Origin of the sequence: Azospirillum sp., assembly GCF_035628975.1 — a bacterium.
In the GTDB taxonomy this organism is placed as follows: Bacteria; Pseudomonadota; Alphaproteobacteria; order Azospirillales; family Azospirillaceae; genus Azospirillum.
In genome coordinates, this window is sequence record NZ_DASPIS010000006.1 from 49,359 (window position 1) to 73,990 (window position 24,632).

Sequence of the window (24,632 nt, forward strand, 5' to 3'; positions counted from 1 at the left end):
TGCAATCGCGGCTCAAGAGCGGCGTTCCTCCTTTCCTCACCTGCCGCAATTCTGCTATGGCCGCGATGACGGACGGGAGTAAGACCTCGCCCGGTCGAAAGGAGTGGGCGTCATGCGGCCCCTGGACTGGATAAGCCATTCTCTGCCAAGCACCCTGCGCGGCAAGTTGCTCCTGTTTTCCCTTGCCGTGGTGGTTCTGCCCATTTCGCTGACCGGCTACCTGTTGGAACGGGAAGGGCGGCAGGCGCTGGTTCACGAAAAGTCGGAAAAGCTCTTCGGTCTGACGCGCCTGCTTGACGTGCATCTCGGTCCCGGCTTCGATCCTCTTCTGGCCGATATGGGCGTCGAAACCAGCGACCGGAGCGCTGCCGTCCGGGCGCTCTCACGTCGTTTGACTCCCTTCACCGACATGATCGCCGAGGCGAACCCGGGCGTGGGTGTCGGCTATTACAGCAGGGCGCTCAACGCCATCATCACCTATGGACCCAGCCGGGATTACGCCGCGACGGTCGGCGCCAGCATACCGCCGGAGCATCCGGGCTGGCATGTGCTGGAAGGCGGGAAGCAATCGGTCGAAAGCGGTCGGCAGGTGCGCGGCTTCATCATGAATGCGATGCTGCCCATCGTCCGTGACGGTGCCGTGATCGGCTATATCTGGGCCAATGAGCTTTCCGATGATGTGGAGCGGCAAACGGCGGCCATGGACCGTGCGGTTCTGACGGTCAGCATCGGGGGGATCCTGCTCGGACTTGCGCTGACGCAACTGCTGGCGCGCGGGGTCGGCCGCGACATCAGGCAGATTATCGACGGCTTGCTCCGCATGCGCAGCGATCTTGGAGAGCCGATCCAACCGCCGCCGGGCGAAGTCGGCGCCATCGCGGTCGAGGTCAACGCCATGGCCCGTGCCCTGCTGGACGCCAGATCGCTGACCGAGAACATCCTGCACAGCATCGCCGACGGCGTGATCGCCGTCGATTGGGCCGGACAGGTCACCGCGTTGAACCCGGCGGCCGAAGCGATGCTGGGGATCACGGCGGCCGACGTGATCGGCCGGCCCTACGAATCGCTGTTCAAACCGGAGGGCCGTTTCGCCAGCCCGCTGCTCGACACGCTGAAGACCGGCCGGCACCATGTCGGCGTGACGCTGGATTTTCCGGGGACCAGGCAGACGCTTCATCTCACGGTGTCGAGCAGCCTTCTGCGCAACAGCCGCGGGGATGCGATCGGCGCGGTCGTGGTGCTGAGGGATCTGACCGAGCAGCAGCGGCTCCGCACCCAGATCATGCGCGCCGACCGGTTGGCCGCGCTCGGCGAACTGGTCGCCGGTCTCGCCCATGAGGTGCGCAATCCTTTGACCTCGATCCGCGGCTTCATGCAGTTCCTCGAAAGCTCGGACGATGTCGCGGAATGGCAGCGCTATGCCCCGCTGATCGTGCGACAGGTCGACAGCCTGAACCGCCTCGTCACCGAATTGCTGGAGTTCGGCCGGCCCCGCCCGCCGGCCTTCCACCCGGTGCAACTGAACGATCTCATTCGCGAGGTGTCGCTGCTGGCGGGGCGCAAGTCAAACGCGCGCATCGCCCTGCATCTTTCCCCCGACCTGCCTCTGGTCGAAGCCGATGGCGAGGCGCTGAAGCAGGTCATGCTCAACCTGATCATCAACGCGATCCAGGCGACCTCCGAGACCGGGGAAATCACCATCGCCACGGCGGCCGTGACTCAGGACCGGGGAGAGGCCGTCGTCACAGTGGCCGATGACGGCGACGGGATCGCGCCGGAAAACCTCGACAAGGTGTTCGATCCCTTCTTCTCGACCAAACCCCAGGGGACCGGACTGGGGCTGGCGATGGCACATCGGATCGTGGATGCTCACCACGGAACCATCGCCATTGCCAGCGTGCCGGGGGCCGGCACCACGGTGACCTTGCGGATTCCCTTCGTTCACAGCCAAACGGTTGACGTATGACGACCCCGTTTCCGACCGTGCAGACCACGCCGGCGCCTGCCGTCCTGGTGGTGGATGACGATGAGGCGATCCGCGAGATGCTCGCGGCGGTTCTGTCGCGTGACGGGCTGTCGGTGACCACCGCCGCCGACGGCGTGGAGGCCGTCGCCGCCTTCGCGGCGCAACGGCATGCCGTGGTGCTGATGGATGTCCGCATGCCGCGGATGACCGGGCTGCAGGCGCTGGCGGAGATCCGGAAGCTCGACCGCTCCACCGCGGTGATTCTGATGACTGCCTTCGCCGAGGTCGGATCGGCGGTCCAGGCGATCAAGGACGGTGCCTTCGACTACGTCATCAAGCCCTTCGACATCGCGGAGATCCAGCTGCAGGTCGGGCGGGCGTTGCAGATGCGCCGGATGCGCGACGACATCGCGACCCTGCACCGCGAGCTGTCCAGCAGCTATCACACCGACCGCATCCTGACCGCCAGTCCGCGCATGAGCGAGCTTCTGCAGACCATCGCCAAGGTCGCCAAGAGCAACGCGACCGTGCTGGTGACCGGCGAGAGCGGCACCGGCAAGGAACTGGTGGCGGCGGCCATCCACTACAACAGCCCGCGCAATGCCGGACCCTTCGTCAAGGTCAACTGCGCCGCGGTGCCGGAAGGGCTGCTGGAAAGCGAGTTCTTCGGCCATGAGAAGGGCGCCTTCACCGGTGCGCAGGCACGCCGCCGCGGCCGGTTCGAACAGGCCGAGCACGGCACCCTGTTCCTCGACGAGATCGGCGACATTTCTCCCAGCCTGCAGGTGAAGCTGCTGCGCGTCCTGCAGGAGCGCGAGTTCGAGCGGGTCGGCGGAACCGAGTTGGTGCGCACGGACGTGCGCGTCGTCGTCGCCACCAACCGGAATCTGGAGGAGATGGTCCGGCAGGGGCTGTTCCGGCAGGATCTCTATTTCCGTCTGAACGTCGTGACGCTGAAGACGGTGCCGTTGCGCGAGCGGCCGGAGGATATCCGCCTGCTCGCCACCCACTTCCTGCAGCGCTTCGCCGCCGAGAACCGGATCGAGGTCGGCGGCATCGACGAGCAGGCGATGGAGCGCCTGCTGGCCTACCGTTGGCCGGGCAACATCCGCGAGCTGTCCAATGCCATGGAACGTGCCGTGGTGATGAGCACCGGCGCGATGATCGTCGCGGAGGATCTTCCGGAACAGATCGCCGGCCGTGTGGACGATGCCGATCCCGTGGCCGGGATCGAGGCCTCAGCGTCCGTTGCCGGCGGTGGTGCCCTGCGCGAACAGGTCAGCCGCTTCGAAGCGCGCGTGGTGGCCGAGGCGCTGGCCCGCAACGACGGCAACCGCATGAAGACCGCGCTGGAGCTTGGGATCAGCCGTCGTTCGCTGCTCTACAAGCTCCAGGAATACGCCATTTCCTGAACAGGGCAGGGCTCCGTCATCGCTGCGCAAAATTTTGCGCAGCACGCACAAAGTTGCGCACCCGATGGCGCCGGTTCTCAACGATTCCGCACGCTGCCTGACCCGCTCCGTGGCCCGAGGTCTTGGATTCCACGCTATCGGCGATGGCCCCGCAGGCTGGCACATCCATTGCAAATATGTGGGTATGCCGGTTGGCCCCGACCATCCCATGCAACGGCGTGGGGGTCGCAGGCCTTCCGATCGCAGCGCTATGAAACCAAGAATGAGCGTGCGGTTCGTCTTTCCGGTCCCGCTTCGGACCGGGGAGCGGGCTCCGCGCCCGCGGGGTCGCGGCGGGAATGCCCTGCTGCGCCCCGACGTCCAAGGGAGACGTCGAATGAGTAAAGTGCGAAAGCTGGAAGACACCGTCGCCATGATTCCCGATGGCGCGGTTTTGATGATCGGCGGGTTCATGGGAGTCGGCACGCCGCCCCACCTGATCGACGAGTTGCTGCGCCAGAACAAGCGCGGCCTGACCGTGATCGCCAACGACACCGCCCGACCCGCCGTGGGAATCGGTCGGCTGATTGCCGCCAAGGCGGTGCGCAAGGTGATCGCCAGCCACATCGGCACCAACCCCGAAACCCAGCGCCAGATGATCGCCGGGGAGACGGAGGTGGAGTTGGTGCCGCAGGGTACGCTGGCCGAGCGGGTGCGGGCCGGCGGCTTCGGCCTCGGCGGCGTGCTGACCCCGACCGGCGTCGGCACGGTGGTGGAGGAGGGCAAGCAGCGCATCGAGCTGGACGGCACCGTTTATCTGCTGGAAACCGCGCTGAAGGCCGACTTTGCCCTGATCGCCGCCAAGCGGGCCGATTACCTGGGGAATCTCGAATACGCGCTGACCGCGCGCAACTTCAATCCGCTGATGGCGATGGCCGCCGGAACGGTGATCGTCGAGGCCGAGGACATCGTGCCGGTGGGCGTCATTCCGCCCGACAGCGTCGTCACCCCGAATGTGCTGGTCGACTGCCTGGTCGCCAAGGAGCATCGCCATGGATGAGAAAACCCTGATCGCCAAGCGCGTCGCGCTGGAACTGCGGCCGGGCAACCTGGTGAATCTCGGCATCGGCCTGCCCACTATGGTCGCCGCCCATCTGCCGGCCGGCGTCAACGTCTTCTTCCAGTCGGAGAATGGGATCATCGGCATGGCACCGGTGCCCGAGCCGGGGGCGGAGAACGAGGATCTTAGCGATGCCGGCGGCAGCCCGATCGGCGCCGTTCCGGGGGCCGCCTCCTTCGACAGCGCGATGTCCTTCGGGCTGATCCGCGGCGGGCATCTGGACGTGACCGTGCTGGGCGGCCTGCAGATCGACGAGGAGGGCCGGCTCGCCAACTGGATGGTGCCCGGCAAGATGGTTCCCGGCATGGGCGGTGCGATGGATCTGGTCTCCGGCGCCAAGCGGGTGATCGTCGCCATGCAGCACAGCGCCAAGGGCACGCCCAAGATCGTCAAGCGTTGCGAGCTGCCGCTGACCTCGGTGCGGCGGGTCGACCTGATCGTCACCGAACTGGCGGTGATCGAGCCGACGGACAAGGGGCTGGTGCTGCGGGAGGTCGCTCCCGGCGTCGCGGTCGCCGAGGTGCTGGCCCAGACCGGCGCCGAGCTGATCGTCCCGTCCGCCGTACCAACCATGCCGGTCGCAGCCTGACCGTCGCCATCCAAGCATCGTGAGCATTGGGGAGCCGCTGTCCCCGCGCCGCCCGGCCGTCGTGCCCGGTGGCGCGGGAACGCCCCCCTCGTGCCGGAGACCCACCATGAGCGTCACCACAGCCCCCCCGCCGGCGCCGGACGCCAGCGTCCGCTTCAACCCGATCACGCCGATTTCCCGCGCCCTGACCTGGCTGGTCAGCCGCTATCTGCCCGACCCACTGATCTTCGCCATCATCCTGACCGTGCTGACCTTCGGCTTCGCCTGGTGGCTGACGCCGAGCGGGCCGGTCGATCTGGTGCGCATGTGGGGCAACGGATTCTGGAACCTGCTGGCCTTCTCGATGCAGATGGCGCTGGTGCTGGTCACCGGCCATGCGCTGGCCAGTTCCGAGCCGGTGCGCAACGTGATGGGCCGGGTGGCCTCCATCGCCAGGACGCCGGCCCAGGGCGTCATGCTGGTCTGCTTCGCCGCCGCCGTCACCAACGTCGTCAACTGGGGCTTCGGCCTCGTCGTCGGCGCCATGTTCGCCCGCGAGGTGGCGCGCCGCATCCCGAAATCGGACTACCGTCTGCTGATCGCGTCGGCCTATATCGGCTTCATGACGTGGCATGGCGGCTTCTCCGCCTCGGTGCCGCTGGTCGCCGCGACCAAGGGCAACCCGATGGAGAAGACGGTCGGCCTGATCCCGATCGCCGACACCATCTTCACCACCTACAATGTCGGCATCACGTTGGCGCTGATCGTCGTCCTGCCGCTGATCTGCTGGATGATGCACCCGAAGCCGCATGAGGTGGTGGCGGTCGACCCGGCCCTGCTGAAGCCGGAACCCTCGACCAAGCGCGTGCTCGGCCCCGACGCCAGCCCGGCCGAAAAGCTGGAGGAGAGCCGCATCCTCGGCTTCGTCGTCGCGGCGCTCGGCATCGGCTACCTGTTCCTGCACTTCCAGGCCAAGGGCTTCGACCTCAACATCAACACGGTCAACCTGATCATGCTGGTGGCCGGCCTGATCCTGCACGGCACGCCGATGGCCTATGCTCGCGCCGTCGCCAACGCCGCCCGCGGCACCGCCGGCATCATGGTGCAGTTCCCCTTCTATGCCGGCATCCAGATCATGATGGAGCATTCCGGCCTGGGCGGTCTGATCACCAACCTGTTCGTCGACATCGCCAACAAGGAGACCTTCCCGGTCCTGGCATTCCTGTCGTCGGGCCTGATCAACTTCGCCGTCCCGTCGGGCGGCGGCCACTGGGTGGTGCAGGGTCCCTTCATCATGCCGGCGGCCCAGCAGCTCGGCGTCGATCTCGGCAAGGCCGCCATGGCCATCGCCTATGGCGAGGAGTGGATGAACATGGCCCAGCCCTTCTGGGCGCTGCCGGCGCTCGCCATCGCCGGGCTGGGGGTGCGCGACATCATGGGTTACTGCGCGACGGCGCTGGTCATCACCCTGCCCATCTTCCTGATCGGCCTTTACTTCTGACCCTTTGCGACCAACCGGCCGCCGCGCTCCCGAACGGACGCGGCGGCCTTCCTTCCTGCAAGACACAATGTTCCGGAGGAGTCCTCCATGACCGAGATCGTCATCGCCAGCGCGGTCCGCACCGCCATCGGCAGCTTCAACGGCGCGCTGGCCGCCGTCCCCGCCCATGAGCTCGGCGCCGCCGCGATCCGCGAGGCGCTGTCGCGCGCCCACACCGACGCCGCCGAGGTGAGCGAGGTGATCCTGGGCCAGGTGCTGACCGCCGGCCAGGGCCAGAACCCCGCCCGCCAGGCTGCGGTCAAGGCCGGCATTCCGGTCGAGAAGACCGCTTTCGGCATCAATCAGGTCTGCGGCTCGGGCCTGCGCTCCGTAGCGCTCGGCTGGCAGGCGATCCGCTGCGGCGACGCCGAGGTGATGGTGGTCGGCGGCCAGGAGAACATGAGCCTGTCGCCCCACGTCATGCATCTGCGCAACGGCACCAAGATGGGCACGGCCGAGATGCTCGACAGCATGATCAGGGACGGGCTGTGGGAGGCTTTCCACGGCTACCACATGGGAACCACCGCCGAGAATGTCGCCCGCGCCTGCGATCTCAGCCGCGAGCGGCAGGACCTGTTCGCGCTGGCCTCGCAGCAGAAGGCGGAAGCGGCGCAGAAGGCCGGCCGCTTCCGGGACGAGATCGTGCCGGTCACCATCAAGGGCCGCAAGGGCGACACCGTGGTGGACAGCGACGAGTATCCCAAGCACGGCACGACGCTGGAGGCGCTGGCCAAGCTGCGCCCGGCCTTCGCCAAGGACGGCACGGTGACCGCCGGCAACGCCTCCGGCCTCAATGACGGGGCGGCGGCGTTGGTGCTGATGACGGCGGAGAATGCCAAGCGGCGCGGGGTGACGCCGCTGGCGCGCATCGCCTCCTGGGCGACGGCGGGCGTCGATCCGGCCATCATGGGCACCGGGCCGATCCCGGCCTCGAAATTGGCTCTGCAGAAGGCCGGCTGGTCGGTGGACGAGCTCGACCTGATCGAGGCGAACGAGGCCTTCGCGGCGCAGGCTCTGGCGGTCAATGCCGGGATGGGCTGGGACGAGGCGCGGGTGAACGTCAATGGCGGCGCCATCGCGCTCGGCCATCCCATCGGCGCCTCGGGCGCGCGCATCCTGGTCAGCCTGCTGCATGAGATGGCCCGGCGTGATGCCCGCAAGGGTCTCGCCACCCTTTGCATCGGCGGCGGCATGGGCGTCGCCCTCTGCGTCGAGCGCGGCTGATCCAAGAGATCGACCCCGGCAAGAGGCGGAGCCGCCGCCGATCCCACCAGCATGGTGGCGGCTCCGCGACCATTTGTACCCTGTTGCAGGATGGTAGTATGGCAGAGATTGTCGAGGTGTCCGTCACCCTGCGCATCGCGGTCGCCGACGCCCCCGACGGGCGGGCCCTCGCCCTGCGGGCGGCGGAACAGTTCAGCCATGTCAGCCATGCCCGGATCGCCGCGTTCAACGAGGTGAACCGGGTCCATTCGGCGGACCATGGCACCGTCGAAGCGGTCACCAGCACAATCGTTGGCGCAGGCCGCGGCTCGTAACGTCGGTTCGGCCCCGCTGGAGCAGGCCGGAAAGAGGGAAGACTCAAATCATGCGTTTGTCGGAGCTGCCGTTGCGGTGGCGCATCGGATTTCTCGCCTCGCTGTCGATCATCGCCGCCGGACTGGTGGCGGCGGTCGGCGGCCATTTCGTCAACCGTGCGCTGGTCGAGCAGCGGATGAACAGCGTCCGCTTCATCGCCGAGAGCGGCGGCAGCATCGCCGCCCGCTTCCATAAGCTGGCGCAGGACGGCGTGATGAGCGAGGAGGACGCCAAGGAGCGCGCGAGGACGGCGATCGGCGCCATGCGCTATGCCGACGGAGAGTATCTGTGGATCTGGACCTCGCAGATCATCAACGTCATGCATGCCAACCCGGCGCTGATCGGCAAGAGCGGTGCCGAAATCCGCGACCGCAACGGCGTCTATGTCATTCGCGAGGCGGTGCGCGGCGCCCTGACGCCGGTTCCGGAATTCGTGACCTACGAATGGCCGCGGCCCAACGATCCGAAGGGGCCGACCTACGAAAAGCTGGCCTATTCGATCCATTTCAAGCCGTGGGACTGGGTCATCGGCACCGGCGTCTACACCGACGACCTGCGCTCCGCCTTCCTCGGCATGATGACCGTGTTCGGACTGGTGGTCGCCGGGCTGTCGGCGCTGGCCCTGCTGCTGGGTTGGGCGGTCGCGCGCAGCGTGACGCGCCCGCTGTCGCGCGTGCATGGGGTCATGCTGCGGCTGGCGGAGCAGGATCTGGATGCCGAGGTGCCGGAACGCGGGCGGCGGGATGAGATCGGCGGCATGGCGCGCACGCTCGAGGTCTTCAAGGAGAACATCCTGCGCAACCGGCAGATGGAGCAGGAGCGCCGCAGCGTCGCCGCCCAGGCGTCCGCGGAAAAGCGGGAAGCGGTGTTCGATCTGGCGAGCCGGTTCGAGAGCCGGGTCGGCCGCATCGTCGACCAGCTCGGCCAGTCCGCCAAGGGCTTTCAGGAAACTGCATCGCACCTGTCCATGGCGGTCCAGAAGGCCGAGCAGGAGTGCACGTCGGTGGCTTCGGCCTCCGAACAGGCGTCGGTCAATGTCCAGGCCGTCGCATCCGCCGCCGAGGAGATGTCGACGGCGATCCGCGATCTGTCGGGACGGGTGGCGCAGGCGGCCCAGCGGTCGAAGACGACCGCCGAACGGGCGGAGCAGGCCCGCAGTCATATGGACGCATTGTCGACCGCCATCGAGCAGGTGGACCAGGTCGTCGCATCCATCAATGCGGTCGCCTCGCAGACCAATCTGCTGGCGCTGAACGCCACCATCGAGGCAGCGCGCGCCGGTGAGGCCGGCAAAGGCTTTGCCGTCGTCGCGAGCGAAGTCAAGAATCTGGCCAGCCAGACGCATGCGATGACCGAGCAGATCGGGCAGCAGATCAGCACCGTGAAAGCCGCGTCCGACCGGACAGTGGAAGGGATGCGCGCGATCATCGGCCAAATCCAGCACATCGACCAATCGGCCGCCGAGATGGCGGCCTCGGTCGGGCAGCAAAGTGCGGCAACCGACGAAATCAGCTGCAATGCTCAGCAGGCGGCGGTCGGAACCAATGACGTTTCACGCAGCGTGGTCGACATCCGAAAGGCTGAGCAGGAGAGCGGAATAGCCGCCAGGCAGGTCATGCAGTCGGCCGACGCCTTGGCTGCCGACGCTGACTTGCTGAAGCATGAACTCGAGGCATTTCTGGCGGAGATCCGCGCGGCCTGACATGAGGCACCCCTCGACCTGAAGCCTGTCCGTTAGGGAGGCCCCGTTCGGCAAAGGCCCAATCCTGCCCCCGCAATCTTGCCGATTGTGGCGCTGTCTTGCGAGCGGGCGGGCCGCCCTGGATGGAGGAACTCGTCATTCTTGAGACGTTGCGGGTTTCAATGGCCTGGAACGACCCCATGTCTACGGCTCCCGGCCAGGGGCTTCCGATCAGGGGCTCCCACTAAGGAGCTCCCGGCCTTGGTCGGGCTTGGTCTTTCCTGCGTCAGCCCTTGAACCCCAACGAGGAAGGGAACGATGAGCAATCTGAGCAAAGTCCTCGGCGTCATCCTGGCCAACGGGCTTGCCGGCCGCACGGGCCGGGGGCCGGCCTTTGCCGCTGCGATGCCTCTGCTCCTCGGCAAGAAGGGCAAGAAGAAAAAGAAGCACTTCTACGGCCACGGCTATGGTGGTCCGCATGGAATTGCCCATGGACCGGCCGCAGGGATGGGCGGGCTGGCCGGCGGATTGGCGGGCGGCCATGGTTCGGGGCTGCTTCAGAAGGCGGGGCTCGCCTCGCTGGCTTATCTCGCTTACCGCGCTTATCAGGACAGCCAGAAGCCGGCGCCGACCGGATCGCGGCCTCCTCCTCCCGCTGCCAGCGGTCCGCTGGGGGGTATCCTCGGCCGGTTGGGGTTGGGTGGGATGTTTGGCGGTGCCATAGGGGGCGGTGCCATGGGCGGCAGCGTCTTGGGCGGCGGTGCGGCCGGTGGTCTCGGCGATCGTCTGGCCGGGGTGCTGCGCGGCGGTACGCCGGAACCCGATCTTGGCGATGCCAAGGCGCTTCTGCTGATCCGCGCCATGATCGCCGCGGCGAATGCGGATGGCCGGATATCGCCCGATGAGCAGCGCCGCATCCTCGACAGCCTGGACGCCGCCCAGGCCGATCTGGAGGACCGGCGGATCGTCGAGGCGGAGTTGCGGTCCCCGCGCCCGATGGACGACATCGTCCGCGAGGTACGCGATCCCGACACGGCGGAGCAGGTCTATCTCGCTTCCGAACTGGCGGTGCGCGGCGGCAGCGAGGTCGACCGCCAGTATCTGGCCTACCTCGCCGCCCGCCTCGGCCTGTCGGACTCCCGGCGCCGGGAGCTGGACTCGATGGTTTGAACCAGCGCTTGTCCGGTCAGGGGCGTGCCGGCGGGTCGGTGACGATGCGAACCGGAACGCCCTTGGCGGCGGGGGTCTCCGAGGCCTCGTCATGGTACCAGAGCGGGATCAGCGGGTTCATTTCCGGATAATAGGAGCCGATGCAGCCGCGCGGCAGCAGGAAGGGCGTGACCGTCAGCCCGTCGACCCGGCGGTCGACGCCGTCGCCGGCATCGCCGACAAGCCCGACCACCTGCCCCTCCGACAGACCGGCCGCGGCGATGTCGGCCGGGTTCATCAGCAGCACGTCGCGCGTGCCCTCGATCCCGCGCAGCCGGTCGGAATAGCCGTAGATCGTGGTGTTGAACTGGTCGTTGGAGCGCATGGTGATCAGCCGGAAGCGGCCCGGCGCATCTTCGAACCCGATCGCGCGCAGGTGCCCCGGCGGGGTGAAGTGGGCCTTGCCCGACGGGGTTTTCCAGATCCGTTCGCGCGCGGGATTGCCGCGGTAGAAGCCGCCTGGCGTGAAGACCCGTTCGTTGAAGCGGTGGAATTCCTGGGGATAGGTTTCTTCGATCAGGGCGCGGATGCGGCGATAGTCGGCCACCCATTCGTCCCATTTCACCTTCGGGTTCGGCGGCAGGGTCGCCTTGGCCATGCCGGCGACGATGGCGACCTCCGATTTCAGGTCGGGGCTGGCCGGCGTGTTGTTGCCGAGCGAGCCGTGGATGCAGCTCAGGCTGTCCTCCATCGTCACCGCCTGGGCGCCGCTTTCCTGCAAATCCTCTTCCGAGCGGCCGAGGCAGGGCAGCAGGAAGGCGACCTCGCCGTTGATCAGGTGGCTGCGGTTCAGCTTGGTCGCGATCTGGACGGTCAGGCGCATGCGGGGCCATGCCGCTTCCATCCGGTCGCGTTCCGGAATGGCGCGGACGAAGTTGCCGCCCAGCCCGATGAAGGCCTTGACCTCGCCCGACAGGATCTTCTCGCAGGCCTTGACGGTGTTCAGCCCCTCCTTGCGCGGCGGCTCGAAGCCGAACTGTCCGGCCAGCCGGTCGAGCGGCACCAGTTCCGGCTTTTCGGAGATGCCGACGGTGCGCTGACCCTGGACGTTGGAATGGCCGCGGACCGGCGAGACGCCGGTGCCGTCGCGCCCGATGTTGCCCTTCAGCAGCCACAGGTTCACCAGTGCGGCGAGCGTTTCGGAGCCGCGCACATGCTGGGTCAGGCCCATGCCGTACATGGCGATGGAGCGGTCGGCCTCGATGTAGATGTCGGCGGCCTGCTTCAGGTCTTCGCGTGTCAGGCCGGATTCCCGTTCGATCTCGTCCCAGCCGACGGCCTCCACCCGCGCCTTCATCTCGTCGAAGCCGACGGTGTGCTGCGCGATGAAGTCCGGGTCGACGACATGCCGCTTCTGGCTGGACCAGCGCGCATCCTCGGCGGCCAGCACATGCTTGATCAGGCCGATGATCGCGGCGATGTCGCCGCCGGCCTTGACCTGGAAATAGAGCGTCGAGATTTGCGTGTCCTTGCCGGTCAGCATCTCCAGCGGGCTCTGCGGATTGCGGAAGCTCTCCAGCCCCTTTTCCCGCACGGGGTTGAAGGTGACGATCTTCGCGCCGCGCTTGACCGCCTGCTGCAGCGGGTGGAGAAGGCGCGGGCTGTTGGAGCCGGTGTTCTGGCCGAAGAAGAAGATGGCGTTGCAGCTGTCGAAATCGTCCAGCACGCAGGTGCCGACCGGCGATCCGATCACCTTCTTCAGGCCGACAGAGGTCGTCTCGTGGCACATGTTGGAGCTGTCGGGCAGGTTGTTGTGCCCGTACAGCCGCGCGAACAGCGCATAGAGGTAGGAGGTCTCCAGGCTTGCGCGGCCGGAGGCGTAGAAGACCGCCTGCTCCGGATCGAGGGCGCGCAGTTCCGCACCGATGGCGGCGAAGGCTTCCTCCCAGCTGCAGGGCACATAGCGGTCGGTGGCGCGGTCGTAGCGCATGGGATGGGTCAGCCGTCCCTGCTGCTCCAGGTCGTGATCCTTCCAGCCCTTGAGTTCGCTGACCGAATGTTGGGCGAAGAAGTCGGGCGTGCAGCGCCGGCTGGTCAGCTCCCAGATCGTCGCCTTGGCGCCGTTCTCGCAGAACTCGAAGGTGTGCGGTTCGGCCGGCTTGCCCCAGGCGCAGGATACGCACATGAAGCCGCCGGGCTTGTTCTGCCGGCGCAGCGTGTCGAGCACGGCGGGGGTCGGCCGCTCCTCCCCCATGATCCGGGCCATGGAGCCGACCGAGCCCCAGCCGCCGGCGGGCTTGTCGTAATGCGGGGTGTTCTCGTCGTCCGACAGTCCGTCGATGCTCATGGCGCGGGTCTTTCAGCGGATTGGTCTTAAGGTCAGGCCGGGCATGATCTTTGGGGCGGCGTGGCCGCCGGCCTCCCGGTTAAGTCCAACCGGACGGGTGACGACAGGTTCCGCAGTGCCGCCGGACGGACGGAGCCTCCGCACCCCGAAGCCCACGCTACCCTGATGGCATATCCTCCCCGTTGAGCAGGGACCGGGCGCAATGGAGCCGGTCCGGTCCTGTTGGCAAGGGGGACAGGCCCCCGCAATGGTCGCGGTGGCCTCCAGGGAAGAACCCCCGGAATAGAATCCTCAGGTCAGTGGAGAACCATTCATGCCCAACGCCAAAGACAACCTGATCGCGTGGCTGCGCGACGCCCACGCCATGGAAAGCCAGGCGGTCGAGATGCTTGAGCGTCAGGTCGACCGCATCAAGAACTATCCGGAGATGCTGGCGAAGGCCCAGGAGCATATCGACGTTTCCAACCGTCAGGCGGAACGCCTGAGCCAGTGCCTGCAGTCGCTCGGCAGCAGCACCTCCTCGATCAAGACCGGCGTCGGCATGCTGATCGGCAATGCGCAGTCGCTGTCGGGCGTGTTCGCCGACGACGAGATCGTGAAGGCCGGCATCTTCAACTATGCCTTCGAGCATTTCGAGATCGCCAACTACCGCGCCTTGATCGCCGCCGCCAACCGGGCCGGCGAGCCGGAGATCGCCCGCACGCTGCAGCAGAGCCTGGACGAGGAGATCGAGATGGCCTCCTGGCTGGAGCAGCGCCTGCCGCAGGTCACCGAAACCTTCCTGACGCGCCAGGAAGCCGGGGCGCCCGCCGAAGCCAAGCGCTGACCAGCCGGGTGCCGGGGGCCGGGCAATGCGGCCCGGCTCCCGGCGTTTCGATTCCCGGCCACGCCGTGCTCGTGAGTTCTCAGGTCGGCCCATAGGAGATTTCCGGACTGCGGAAGGAGGAGGTGACGGGCGAGTTGTTCCTGGACCTCGACATCGGCCTGCCGGTGCAACTGCTACGCCGTCTGCTCCGTGTCATTCTGAAAACCCAGGCTCCCGCCGAACCGATGGGGTGGAGGCGATGGACCGGCATGGCCGCCGGATCAACGTAGAAACTTTAGTTCACATGAATGGTTTGGATATTTCAATATACGTTGGCTTAAGCTGAACGCCTGGTGCACCGTCGACCGACATCGGTTCGGAAGGAGCGTGGTGGCATGTCGGACACGCATGGACTGAAGGCCGGCCGTGCTGTGAAAGCTAAGCCGTTGATCGTCCAGCCGATCTGGGATCGGCTCGACCATGCGGTCATCGTGACGGACTGCGAACTGACGGCACCCGGTCCCACCATCCGCTACGTGAACCGCGCTTTCACCCGCCTTACAGGCTACCGGGCAGACGAGGTGATCGGCCGGTCGCCTCGCCTTTTGCAATGCTCCCGCACCGATCGGGGGGTGGTGGCGACGATCAGGCGCGACTTGCACGAAAGTGATTTCTGCCGCGCCACGCTGACCAACCGCCGCAAGGACGGTACCGATTATCTGTGTGCCCTGGTCATCACCCCGCTGATCGGGCCGACGGGTGAGACCGAGCATTTCATCTGTGTTGCCGAACACCTGAAGGAGAACCCTTCGCACGCCGTTCTCCGGCGTGATTCGGATGAACTGGAACAGGCGCAGACGCGCATCCAGACGCTGGAAAGGCACCTGACCAAGGCGAATGACCTGATCGGGCGGCAGCAAAGCGAATTGGCTGTGACCAATGTGCATCTGGCCCGCTCCAACGAGGAACTTCGCCGTTTGCGGGCCGCGGACGCCGACAAGCTTCAACTGCTCGCCTCGGCCAGCCACGACCTGCGCCAGCCGGTGATGTCGATGGGGCTGTTCCTGGATGTGCTGCGCCATCGTATAGGCGAAGCCGAACGTCCGATTCTCGGCGGGCTGTTAGCTTCGCATGTCTCAATCCGCACCCTGCTGGACGGTATGCTGGATACCGCGAGGCTCGACGCCGGTGCACTGGATCCGACGATCGAGCCGGTGCCGATCGCAGTCATGCTGGACGTCATCAAAGGCGAGTTCATGCTTCAGGCGGAGATGCGTGGGCTCCGGTTGCGTGTGATGCCCTGCACCGCGACCGTGTCCAGCGACGCCCAGCTTCTGGAGCGCATCCTGCGGAATCTCGTCGCTAATGCGCTGAAATACACCACCACCGGCGGTATTCTGCTGGGTTGCCGCCAGTGCCATGCTGCGGAAGGCGGCAGGCACCTGCGCATCGAAGTTTGGGATACCGGCCCCGGCATCGCCGAGAACAGCCTGAGGGCCATTTTCGAGGAGTTCCGGCAGCTCGACAACCGCGACCGGAACCAGACGCGCGGGGTGGGGCTTGGCCTTGCGATCGTGGCACGGCTGGCCAAGCAGTTGAACCATCGGATCGGTGTGCGGTCATGGCCTGGGCGGGGGTCCGTCTTTTCGGTGACTGTTCCACTTGCCCCGAAGCACAGTACCAGCCGTGGCCGGTCACGCGCAGGACAGGCCAGCTGAAGCGAGAGTGCCCGGAACCGGTACTGCCTCCTTCGGCTTGTCACCTTCGGTTTGAGTAGTTCCTATCCCTATGCACCTTTAGGTTCGCAGAAGGAAAGGTCCATCCTGTACATCTGTTGGCACTGAGGTTGCTACGCCCCTCGGTTGTCCAGCGGGTGTCGGCATTTTGGATGAATGAAAGGGAACAAACGTGGATCATCATGCACAGCATGTCCATGGCTCTGCGGAACTGGAACTGGTGTCCGACCGCCGGGTCCCGTCCGACGATCCCTTCAAATTCCTGATCGTCGACGACCATGCCCTTGTCCGATACGGATTGTCGCTGGCTCTGAGGCAGCGCTATGAGGGAGCCGTGATCGTGGAGGCGGGATCGCTGGCCGAGGCGATGCGCAAGGTCAAGGCCGAAAGCGACCTCACCGCCATTCTCTACGACTTGCAGATGGGCGACAGCGACGAGCACAGCGGCCTTGCCGATATGCTGGAGGCGGCGGGCGATGTGCCGCTGATCGTGGTGTCGGGGGCGACCGACGGCACCGTCATCGCGTCCTGCATCCGTGCCGGCGCCCGCGGCTTCGTCCACAAGGGCTGTGAAGGGGTGGTGCTGGACCAGGCGCTTCCCATCGTGCTGGACGGCGGCATCTTCGCCCCGGCGCCGCCGGGAGCGCGCGACGGCCGACCGGTGCGCATCGCCATGGCCGCATCGGCGCCGGTGAAGACCGAGATCGACGCCGTCAACGGCCTGACCGACCGCCAGCGCGAGGTGCTGCGGCTGCTGCTGGAAGGTCAGTCGAACAAGGAGATCGCCCGTGCCCTGGGCGTGCTGGAGGGGACGATCAAGGTGCATCTGCGCACGGTGATGCAGCGGCTGGGCGTGCGCAACCGCACCCAGCTGGCGCTTGCCACCGTTCGGGCGGGAATCAAGCTGCAGTCCTGATCCGCACCGTACCTGACGACGCTGCCCTTATGAGGCGATGGGGCCGATCCCACGCTGTTGGGCGGCGTCCAGCAGGCTGACCAGTTCGCCCGACACCCACCAGCGGCATTTGCGCCGCTCTTCCGTCGCGACGGTCACCACCCGCTCGATCAGCCGGCTTTCCCCGGCGTTGAGTTCGCGCCCGTCGCGCAGCGCCCGCTCGACGATGGCCAGCAGCGTCTTGTCGATGGCGGTGATCTCGATGGGGTAGCCGGTCTCCTCCGCCAACTCGCACAGCTCGGCCATGGCGGACAGCGCGTCGTCGCGCCCATAGCTGCCGATCTGGCGGAACAGGCCGGCCAGATGCTCGCCGATGGCGGTCAGCCAGGGGTTGGTCGAGGCGGCGATGCCGCGGCGGCGCAGCCGGTGATTGAAGCCGTTGATGAAGCGCACCGGTTCGATCAGCGGGCGGGCCGACGCGCTGGCGTTGAGGGTCAGCAGGCGATGGCTCAGCACCGGCACCACCTCTCCCTCCACCAGACCGGTGACGCGGCCGACGGCGGCGGACACCGCGGCCCAGTTCCGGCCGCCGCGCTCCACCCCGAAACTCTGCAGCGCGTCGTACCAGCGGAAGGCCCGTTCCTGCAGTCGGTCCACCGTCTCGCCCGCGGTCAGCTGCGGCGGGGCAGCGCGGCCGAGATGGAGATCCTCCAGCTTCTGGCGCAGGCATTGCCAGGCGAACTGGACATGGCCCACCGCCGCCTCCACCAGGGGCGAGTTCGGGAACAGGCCGTAGAGCGCCAGCGCCTGGTCGGGATCGCGCGACCCGTTCACCAGGGACAGGGCGTAGAACAGGGCGCCATCCGGCGTTCCGGCATGCTGCGCCATCTCCGACACGGCGTGAAGGATGCCGATGGTGTCGCGCGGGCGCACCGCGCCGCGCCACAGCGGCGCGTGCTCCAGCATCGCGTCCAGCATGGTCAGATCGCCCATCGACAGCGGCGCCACGCTGGCCAGGCCGCGCTTGCGCAGCAGGGTGATCCGCTCGGCATTGGCTGTCGCCAGCAGCGTGCCGGCCCCGCCGCGCTGGCGCAGAACCGCAAGGGAACGGACGCGAAGCTCCTCCGCCCAGTCCGCAGCGGCGGGGGAGGCGAGGACGGCATCGAGCGGATGCTCGCTGGCTCGCGCGGCGATGTCGGTTTGCACCCGGCCGGCCAGTTCGCGCAGGTGCGGCAGCAGGGCGAACCACCAGGCGCTGGCATCGACCACATGCATGCAGCCGGGCGGCCGCGTTTCCGCCAGCATCAGCGCATCGGTGCGCAGCATCACCGGATCGAACCAGCCGGTCCAGATGCGGCGGGCATGTTCGGTGCGCGGGCCGTTCAGCATGGCGACGATCAGGCGGCCGATCTCGACCGTCATCTGGTCGTCTTCCAGATGCCCGGCCTGCACCAGTTCGAACAGTTTGGATTTCTGCGCGCGGTCGAGCGGGGCCAGGATCGCCTTGACCTTGTCGAGGCTCACGGCCGCCGGATCGGGTTCGGCAGCGTGAAGCGGGACGGTCTGAAGGGAGGCGCTGCGGTTGGGGCGGCCGGCCATGGCGTTCACGGGCGCTGCTGAATTGGCGCAATTTTAGGTACAAGCAGCGATTATTGCTACTGATATGTGGTGACATATTCTGTCGAGCTGTGTCGGATCGGCGCCGCGCGGTGTACGTGGCGGCCGTTCGGCACCTGTGGGGCGGCACTGAAACGACTTGTATCAAATGCTGCCTAAATTTATTTCATTTAAGTGCTAAATCGCGCCTTCCCGCGCAGTGGTTGTAAGCCCATTATCAGGGCAGGCAACGCGTCCAGCATGAAGGCCGCCCCCATGGTCCCGCAGCAAATCGCCGACACCACCCTCAGGTTGTTCCCCGTCATGAGCCAAGCCGATTCCAGCAAGGCCCAACAGGTCGTTGATGACGTCGTCGCCCGTCTGGCCGGCGCCGGCCTGTCCGAGGCCGAGCGTGCGGAGGCTTGCGAAGCGGCACTGAAGCAGCTGATGGGATACCTGATCGAGCGCGAAGGCTGGGTGGCGGAGGAATTCACCGCCATCGCCCGTTCGCTGGGCGCCTACTGACCGCCGGGACGGTTGCGTACGGCAAGACCACCCTTCAGCCCGTTGCAAGCCTCCTCCGTCGCAGGCAAGGTCCGGTGACGTCGTCGGTTGCGGAGCGGAACAGCGTGTCGCAGAAAGTCATCGGCCTCATCGGGGGCATGAGCTGGGAAAGCTCGGCCGAATATTACCGCATCATCAACGAGCGGGTTCGCGACCGCTTGGGCGGGCTGCACTCCGCTCGCTGTCTGATGTGGTCCTTCGACTTCGCCGAGGTCGAGGCGCTCCAGCATGCCGGCCGCTGGGACGACGCGACGGCCCTGATGATCGACGCCGCCCGGCGGCTGGAGCGGGGAGGGGCCGACTTCGTCGTCATCTGCACCAACACCATGCACCGCATGGCCGATCAGGTGCAGGCGGCCATCGGCCTGCCGTTGCTGCACATCGCGGACCCCACAGCGGAGCGCATCCGCGCCGCCGGCCTGCGGCGCGTCGGCCTGCTGGGCACCGCCTTCACGATGGAACAGGACTTCTACAAGGGCCGCCTCGTGCAGAAGCATGGGCTGGAGGTCCTGGTCCCTGACGATGCGGACCGCGCCACCGTGCACCGGGTGATCTACGACGAACTGGTCCAGGGCTGCATCGAGGAGGCATCGCGGGAGGCCTACCGCGGCGTGATCGCACGCCTCGTCGAGCGTGGGGCGGAGGCGGTGATCCTCGGCTGCACGGAGATCATGCTTCTTGTCCGTCCGGAAGACAGCCGGGTGCCGCTCTACGACACCACGGCCATCCACGCCGAGGCCGCGGTGGATCTGGCGCTTTCCAACCTGTAAAGCCAGCATCCACCGCCGTTCGGGCGGCTACCCGTTCTGTATCCTACCCGTTCTGCCCGTCCACGCCCGCAAGGTCGGGGTGGATGCCCAGGACCTCCGCGGCCATCCTGGCGACGTTGCTGTCGACCGGGGGCGGGGCGATGTTGACGCCCTCCTTCAGGGCGGCGGTGACCGTCTCGAGCACCTTGATGCGGGCATGCCATTTGGAGTTCGCCTCCACCGCATGCCAGGGCGCGTGGGGGGGGGAGGTGCGGTCGAACATCGCCTCCGCCGCCTTGACGTAGTCGTCCCATTTGGCGCGGTTGCGCAGATCCTCCTCCGTCAGCTTCCAGCGCTTGTAGGGGTTCTTCATCCGCTCGCGGAAGCGCTCCAACTGTTCTTCCGGGGTGATGTGCAGGAACAGCTTGACGATGCGCACGCCGTCGTCGGTCAGCAGCCGTTCGAACTCGTTGATCTCGTCATAGGCGCGCCGCCACTGGTCCTTGGTCGCGAACTTCTCCACCCGCTCCACCAGGACGCGGCCGTACCAGGACCGGTCGAAGATGGCGAAGGTGCCGGCGCCCGGCAGCTTGGTCCAGAAGCGATAGAGATAGTGCTTGCTCTGCTCGTCCGCCGTCGGGGCGGAGATCGGCCAGACATGGAAGCCGCGTGGGTCGAGCGGCTCGGTCATGCGGCGAATTGCCCCGCCCTTGCCGGCGGCATCCCAGCCTTCGAAGACCACGATGGCCCGACGCTTTTCATGCCAATAGGTCTGCTGGATGCGCAGCAGTTCCTTCTGCAGCTTGCCGAGTCGGCGGTCGTATTCTTCCGCGCTGTCGTACCTCGTCGTGTTCTGGTCCAGTTTACCGAGGCGGATCTTCGCGACCTTGCCGGGCTTCTCGGCCATGCGGGGCATCCTGTTCTGGTGGGTTCGGTTGGTGTGTCGCGCGCGGCGGGCGGAACCTTCACCGCCCCGCCGGGTTGTCCGGCGGGGGCATGTGCCGGCCGTGGCGCCGGTCCGGGTGCCTCCGCTGGGGAGAGGAGTACAACCCGTACGGTTGATCCCACAACGGGACCGGCGGGCTGTCAACGGAGAAGCAGGCCAAGTAAGGGGGTTCCATGAGCATCGCCGGACCGCGCATCTACAACCTGTTTCCGACCCTGGCTGGTCCCGTGCGCGATTGGGCCGGGCACCTGCCGCGGATCCAGGGGATGGGATTCGACTGGATCTTCCTGAACCCGATCCACCAGCCGGGATTCTCCGGCAGCCTTTATGCCGTCAAGGACCCCTACCGGCTGCACGACGCGCTCCGCGGCGGATCGCACGAAAGCGACGACGAGCTGCTGCGCCGCTTTACGGCCGATGCCGGGGCGCACGGCCAGTCGGTGATGATGGACTTCGTCATCAACCATACCTCCCGCGATGCGCTGCTGGTCGACCGCCACCCCGACTGGTACAAGCGCGGCGCGGATGGCGACCTGCATCGCCCGGGCGCAGTCGATCCCAACAACACGGCGCATGTCACGGTGTGGGGCGACCTCGCCTCGCTGGATTACGACCGGGCGGACTCGCGCGCCGGGCTGATCGGCTACTGGTCCGACTATCTGCGACATTACATCGGGCTGGGCGTGAAGGGCTTCCGCTGCGACGCCGCCTATCAGGTCCCGGCCGAGGTGTGGAAGAGCCTGATCGACGCCGCCCACGCCGTAAATCCGGAGGTGAAGTTCTTCGCCGAGACGCTGGGCTGCACGGTGGAACAGGTGCGCGAGCTGTGCGGTGCCGGCTTCGATTTCCTGTTCAACAGCGCCAAATGGTGGGACTTCAAGGCAGACTGGCTGCTGGACCAGTATGACGAGTTCCGCTGGATCGCGCCGTCCATCGCCTTCCCGGAAAGCCACGACACCGACCGACTGGCGGCGGAGGTCGGCAGCCAGGACGCGGTGCGGCTCGCCGCCCAGTTGAAGATGCATTACCTGTTCGCCGCCAGCTTCTCCACCGGCGTGTTGATGCCGGTCGGCTATGAATACGGCTTCACCCGCAAGCTGGACGTGGTGCGCAGCAGCCCCGCCGACTGGGAACAGCCGAAGCTGGACCTGACCGGCTTCATCGGTGCCGTCAATGCGATGAAGGCCGCAACCCCCGCCCTGAACGTCGAAGGTCCGCAGCGCCGCGTGACCTCCCCCCACAGCCCGGTGCTCGGGCTGATCCGGCAGGTGGACGGCGCCGCGCTCGACCAGCCCGACGGCTGCGCCATCCTGGTGCTGAATCCGGACGAGAACCGGCCGCACACGCTGGACGTCGGCCCGATCCTGGCCGCCACCGGCGGCACCTATGAGGCGTTCGAGGATGTGACGCCGGAGGCCGATCCGCTGCCGATGGAACCCGGCGCGCCGATGATGCTGCGCCCGATGGAACTGCGCGTCTTCCGTGCCCGCGCCGCCCGCAGCCACCCGGTCGAACTCCACGACGTGGAGGAGCGGGAGTGGATGGATTCCATCGCGGCCGGCCGCATGACCATTGAGAACGTCTATCCGGAGCTGGACGGCGGCCGCTTCCCCATAAAGCGGGCGGTCGGCGACCTGATGGAGGTGTGGGCCGACATCTACACCGACGGCACCTTCGTCCTCGCCGCCTCCGTCATGTACAAGGCGGATGGCGATGACGAGTGGAGCGAAGCGCCGATGCGCTTCCACGAGAACGACCGCTGGGTCGGCCGGGTGCCGCTGACCCGCAACGCCCGCTACACCTACAGCATCGAAGCCTGGCGCGACGTCTGGGAAAGCTGGCGCGCCGACTTCAAGAAGAAGGTCGATGCCGGCATGGTCGTCGACCTGGAACTGGTGGAGGGCCGCCGCTTCGTCGAGCAGGCGCTGGACCTGAACCATGGTGACGGGCGCGCCGCGCTTGAGGCGGTCATCGAGCGGATGCAGTCGCTGGCCGGCCGCGAGGCCATCGACTACGCACTGTCGGACGAGCCGCGCCGGGTCATGGCGCTCTATGGCGAGCGGCAGTACAAGTCCCGCTATGTGCGCGAGCTGGAGGTCTATGTCGACCGCACTGCCGGCGCCTATTCGGCATGGTTCGAGATCTTCCCGCGGTCAGCCTCGCCCGATCCGTCGCGTCCCGGCACGTTCGACGACGTGGTGAACCTGCTGCCCATGGTGCGCGACATGGGATTCGACGTGCTGTATTTCCCGCCGATCCACCCCATCGGCCGTGCCTTCCGCAAGGGCAGGAACAACACGCTGAACCCCGGCCCCGACGATCCCGGCGTGCCCTATGCCATCGGCGCGGAGGAGGGCGGGCACGACGCCATCGACCCGATGATCGGCGATTTCGACGGCTTCCGCCGGTTGGTGCGCGAGGCCAAGCGGCACGGCATCGAGATCGCGCTGGATTTCGCAGTCCAATGCTCCCCCGACCATCCCTGGGTGAAGGAACATCCGCACTGGTTCTACTGGCGGCCGGACGGCACCATCCGCTACGCCGAGAATCCGCCGAAGAAGTACCAGGACATCGTCAATGTCAGCTTCTACCGCCAGTCCTACCCGGACCTGTGGTACGCGCTGCGCGACGTGGTTCTGATGTGGTGCAAGGAGGGTGTGCGCATCTTCCGCGTCGACAACCCGCACACCAAGCCCTTCCCCTTCTGGGAATGGATGATCCGCGAGGTGCAGGACCGCTATCCCGACGCCTTGTTCCTGGCCGAGGCCTTCACCCGTCCGAAGCTGATGAAGCGATTGGCCAAGGTCGGCTTCACCCAATCCTACAGCTACTTCACCTGGCGCAACACCAAGCCGGAACTGACCGAGTATCTGACCGAACTGACGCAGGGTGAATCGAAGGAGTACATGCGCCCCAACTTCTTCGCCAACACCCCCGACATCCTGCCGAAGATCCTGACGCAGGGCGGGCGGCCGGCGCACATGATGCGGGCGGTGCTGGCGGCGACGCTGGCCGGCGTCTACGGCCTGTACGGTCCCTACCTGCTGTGCGAGGCGGAAGCCTATCCCGGCAAGGAGGAATACAACCATTCAGAGAAGTACGAGGTCCGCCACTGGGATTGGAACCAGCCCGGCAACATCCGCGACTACGTCACCGCCATCAACCGCATCCGCCGCGAGAACCCGGCGCTGCAGCAGTTCACCAACCTGCGCTTCTACAACGCCTTCGACGACAACATCCTGCTCTACGGCAAGATGACGGCGGCCAAGGACAATGTGATCCTGATCGCGGTGAACCTCGACCCCCACAACGGCCATGGCGGGACCATCGAGGTGCCGCTGTGGGAACTGGGCCTGCCCGACGGCGCCCATGTCCAGGTGGAGGATCTGTTCAGCGGCCACCGCTTCACTTGGATCGGCAAGTTCCAGCATGTCTGGCTGGACCCCCACCGCAACCCCGCGGCGATCTGGCGGATCGTGCCGCCGGGGGTGTGAGGGTTCTGGCGGCGGTTGCCCCCTCCCTAACCCTCCCCCGCTTGCGCGGGAGAGGGGACTGCCGCAACTCTCCCGCAAAGCTCCTACCCCCTCTCCCGCGATCGGACCGGCCTACGGCCGGCCGAGGGCGGGGGAGGGATGGGGAGGGGGCAACCGCCGCAAGACCTTCAACAAAAAACGGCCCCGAAGGGCCGTTCTTTCCAGTTCGCTCCACCCACCGATCAGCGGCGGCGGATCATCGTCACGCCGCCAACGGTCTTGTCGAGGAAGGCGATCATGGTGTCCGGCTTGTGGCCCACGGAAGAGGCGGCGAAGGCCATCCACCAGCGCGCCATTGGCGTCGTCCAACCGTAACGGTCGGCGATAACCTGAACATCCAGGGTAGAAGTCATGGTCGTCTGGGCAGTCGTCGTGGCGCCGGCGCGGGCCGCACCGGACGGGGTAACCTGGGATTCGACGCTGTGCATGGTTCCTCCCAACGGGGACATTCGGTGTCCGCCTGCGCGG

At 66.7% G+C, this 24,632-nt stretch carries 19 protein-coding genes; 15 read left to right on the plus strand and 4 right to left on the minus strand.

Annotated elements, in window-relative coordinates:
• The first annotated feature begins 112 nt into the window (after positions 1-112).
• From atoS to VD964_RS01415, 9 genes are all read left to right on the plus strand, one after another.
• Complete coding sequence (gene atoS, locus VD964_RS01375; protein WP_324864996.1) at positions 113-1,966, plus strand: two-component system sensor histidine kinase AtoS; 1,854 nt, start codon at positions 113-115, stop codon at positions 1,964-1,966.
• The gene (gene atoC / locus VD964_RS01380; RefSeq protein WP_324864757.1) at positions 1,963-3,378 is read left to right on the plus strand and encodes an acetoacetate metabolism transcriptional regulator AtoC; all 1,416 of its coding nucleotides are present in this window, start codon (positions 1,963-1,965) and stop codon (positions 3,376-3,378) included. The genes atoS and atoC overlap by 4 nt, the downstream gene beginning before the upstream one ends.
• A gap of 376 nt (positions 3,379-3,754) precedes the next feature.
• A complete protein-coding gene (locus VD964_RS01385; RefSeq protein ID WP_324864759.1) occupies positions 3,755-4,417 on the plus strand; it encodes a 3-oxoacid CoA-transferase subunit A in 663 nt (220 codons plus the stop codon).
• Complete coding sequence (locus VD964_RS01390; protein WP_324864761.1) at positions 4,410-5,066, plus strand: 3-oxoacid CoA-transferase subunit B; 657 nt, start codon at positions 4,410-4,412, stop codon at positions 5,064-5,066. Before VD964_RS01385 ends, VD964_RS01390 begins: the two co-directional genes overlap by 8 nt.
• Before the next feature lie 106 nt (positions 5,067-5,172).
• Entirely contained in the window at positions 5,173-6,546 is a 1,374-nt protein-coding gene (locus VD964_RS01395) for a TIGR00366 family protein (protein WP_324864763.1), read from the plus strand.
• 87 nt (positions 6,547-6,633) lie between these two features.
• On the plus strand, positions 6,634-7,809 hold the full coding sequence (locus tag VD964_RS01400) for an acetyl-CoA C-acetyltransferase (protein WP_324864765.1): 1,176 nt from the start codon (positions 6,634-6,636) through the stop codon (positions 7,807-7,809).
• Positions 7,810-7,907: 98 nt separating this feature from the next.
• The gene (locus VD964_RS01405; protein WP_324864767.1) at positions 7,908-8,123 is read left to right on the plus strand and encodes a hypothetical protein; all 216 of its coding nucleotides are present in this window, start codon (positions 7,908-7,910) and stop codon (positions 8,121-8,123) included.
• Between the two features lie 50 nt (positions 8,124-8,173).
• Positions 8,174-9,865: a methyl-accepting chemotaxis protein gene (locus tag VD964_RS01410; protein ID WP_324864768.1), complete on the plus strand. Its 1,692-nt coding sequence runs from the start codon at positions 8,174-8,176 to the stop codon at positions 9,863-9,865.
• A gap of 297 nt (positions 9,866-10,162) precedes the next feature.
• Positions 10,163-11,014, plus strand: coding sequence for a tellurite resistance TerB family protein (locus tag VD964_RS01415; protein ID WP_324864770.1), 852 nt, complete (start codon positions 10,163-10,165; stop codon positions 11,012-11,014).
• Positions 11,015-11,030: 16 nt separating this feature from the next.
• Here VD964_RS01415 and VD964_RS01420 read toward each other — a convergent pair whose 3' ends face one another.
• Positions 11,031-13,340: an FdhF/YdeP family oxidoreductase gene (locus VD964_RS01420; protein ID WP_324864772.1), complete on the minus strand. Its 2,310-nt coding sequence runs from the start codon at positions 13,338-13,340 to the stop codon at positions 11,031-11,033.
• Positions 13,341-13,653: 313 nt separating this feature from the next.
• Here VD964_RS01420 and VD964_RS01425 point away from each other — a divergent pair, with 313 nt between their 5' ends.
• The 3 genes from VD964_RS01425 to VD964_RS01435 all read left to right on the plus strand — a co-directional run bounded on the left by VD964_RS01425 (position 13,654) and on the right by VD964_RS01435 (position 16,797).
• Positions 13,654-14,166, plus strand: coding sequence for a ferritin-like domain-containing protein (locus tag VD964_RS01425; RefSeq protein WP_324864774.1), 513 nt, complete (start codon positions 13,654-13,656; stop codon positions 14,164-14,166).
• 374 nt (positions 14,167-14,540) lie between these two features.
• Complete coding sequence (locus tag VD964_RS01430) at positions 14,541-15,863, plus strand: PAS domain-containing sensor histidine kinase (RefSeq protein WP_324864776.1); 1,323 nt, start codon at positions 14,541-14,543, stop codon at positions 15,861-15,863.
• A 190-nt stretch (positions 15,864-16,053) separates the two neighbouring features.
• Complete coding sequence (locus VD964_RS01435; protein ID WP_324864779.1) at positions 16,054-16,797, plus strand: response regulator transcription factor; 744 nt, start codon at positions 16,054-16,056, stop codon at positions 16,795-16,797.
• Between the two features lie 27 nt (positions 16,798-16,824).
• On the opposite strand, the gene VD964_RS01440 is transcribed toward VD964_RS01435, so the two are convergent.
• Positions 16,825-18,375 (minus strand): hypothetical protein, encoded by a 1,551-nt coding sequence (locus tag VD964_RS01440; protein ID WP_324864998.1) that lies wholly within the window; start codon positions 18,373-18,375, stop codon positions 16,825-16,827.
• 321 nt (positions 18,376-18,696) lie between these two features.
• On the opposite strand from VD964_RS01440, the gene VD964_RS01445 reads away from it, so the two are divergent.
• Positions 18,697-18,897 carry a hypothetical protein gene (locus VD964_RS01445; RefSeq protein WP_324864781.1) on the plus strand — a complete coding sequence of 67 codons (201 nt, stop codon included), beginning with the start codon at positions 18,697-18,699 and terminating at the stop codon, positions 18,895-18,897.
• Between the two features lie 104 nt (positions 18,898-19,001).
• A complete protein-coding gene (locus VD964_RS01450) occupies positions 19,002-19,706 on the plus strand; it encodes an aspartate/glutamate racemase family protein (protein WP_324864783.1) in 705 nt (234 codons plus the stop codon).
• 43 nt (positions 19,707-19,749) lie between these two features.
• Here the strand turns inward: VD964_RS01450 and VD964_RS01455 are convergent, their stop codons facing one another.
• Positions 19,750-20,592 (minus strand): polyphosphate kinase, encoded by an 843-nt coding sequence (locus VD964_RS01455; RefSeq protein WP_324864785.1) that lies wholly within the window; start codon positions 20,590-20,592, stop codon positions 19,750-19,752.
• A gap of 212 nt (positions 20,593-20,804) precedes the next feature.
• On the opposite strand from VD964_RS01455, the gene VD964_RS01460 reads away from it, so the two are divergent.
• Positions 20,805-24,125 carry a maltotransferase domain-containing protein gene (locus VD964_RS01460; RefSeq protein WP_324864787.1) on the plus strand — a complete coding sequence of 1,107 codons (3,321 nt, stop codon included), beginning with the start codon at positions 20,805-20,807 and terminating at the stop codon, positions 24,123-24,125.
• A 221-nt stretch (positions 24,126-24,346) separates the two neighbouring features.
• Here the strand turns inward: VD964_RS01460 and VD964_RS01465 are convergent, their stop codons facing one another.
• The gene (locus VD964_RS01465) at positions 24,347-24,592 is read right to left on the minus strand and encodes a hypothetical protein (protein WP_324864789.1); all 246 of its coding nucleotides are present in this window, start codon (positions 24,590-24,592) and stop codon (positions 24,347-24,349) included.
• Positions 24,593-24,632: the final 40 nt, after the last annotated feature.

Excerpts from the sequence above, each read along its gene's own strand:
- atoS (WP_324864996.1), top strand. The coding sequence starts at position 113 with ATGCGGCCCCTGGACTGGATAAGCCATTCTCTGCCAAGCACCCTGCGC.
- atoC (WP_324864757.1), top strand. The coding sequence starts at position 1,963 with ATGACGACCCCGTTTCCGACCGTGCAGACCACGCCGGCGCCTGCCGTC.
- VD964_RS01385 (WP_324864759.1), top strand. The coding sequence starts at position 3,755 with ATGAGTAAAGTGCGAAAGCTGGAAGACACCGTCGCCATGATTCCCGAT.
- VD964_RS01390 (WP_324864761.1), top strand. The coding sequence starts at position 4,410 with ATGGATGAGAAAACCCTGATCGCCAAGCGCGTCGCGCTGGAACTGCGG.
- VD964_RS01395 (WP_324864763.1), top strand. The coding sequence starts at position 5,173 with ATGAGCGTCACCACAGCCCCCCCGCCGGCGCCGGACGCCAGCGTCCGC.
- VD964_RS01400 (WP_324864765.1), top strand. The coding sequence starts at position 6,634 with ATGACCGAGATCGTCATCGCCAGCGCGGTCCGCACCGCCATCGGCAGC.
- VD964_RS01405 (WP_324864767.1), top strand. The coding sequence starts at position 7,908 with ATGGCAGAGATTGTCGAGGTGTCCGTCACCCTGCGCATCGCGGTCGCC.
- VD964_RS01410 (WP_324864768.1), top strand. The coding sequence starts at position 8,174 with ATGCGTTTGTCGGAGCTGCCGTTGCGGTGGCGCATCGGATTTCTCGCC.
- VD964_RS01415 (WP_324864770.1), top strand. The coding sequence starts at position 10,163 with ATGAGCAATCTGAGCAAAGTCCTCGGCGTCATCCTGGCCAACGGGCTT.
- VD964_RS01420 (WP_324864772.1), bottom strand. The coding sequence starts at position 13,340 with ATGAGCATCGACGGACTGTCGGACGACGAGAACACCCCGCATTACGAC.
- VD964_RS01425 (WP_324864774.1), top strand. The coding sequence starts at position 13,654 with ATGCCCAACGCCAAAGACAACCTGATCGCGTGGCTGCGCGACGCCCAC.
- VD964_RS01430 (WP_324864776.1), top strand. The coding sequence starts at position 14,541 with ATGTCGGACACGCATGGACTGAAGGCCGGCCGTGCTGTGAAAGCTAAG.
- VD964_RS01440 (WP_324864998.1), bottom strand. The coding sequence starts at position 18,375 with ATGGCCGGCCGCCCCAACCGCAGCGCCTCCCTTCAGACCGTCCCGCTT.
- VD964_RS01445 (WP_324864781.1), top strand. The coding sequence starts at position 18,697 with ATGAGCCAAGCCGATTCCAGCAAGGCCCAACAGGTCGTTGATGACGTC.
- VD964_RS01455 (WP_324864785.1), bottom strand. The coding sequence starts at position 20,592 with ATGGCCGAGAAGCCCGGCAAGGTCGCGAAGATCCGCCTCGGTAAACTG.
- VD964_RS01460 (WP_324864787.1), top strand. The coding sequence starts at position 20,805 with ATGAGCATCGCCGGACCGCGCATCTACAACCTGTTTCCGACCCTGGCT.
- VD964_RS01465 (WP_324864789.1), bottom strand. The coding sequence starts at position 24,592 with ATGCACAGCGTCGAATCCCAGGTTACCCCGTCCGGTGCGGCCCGCGCC.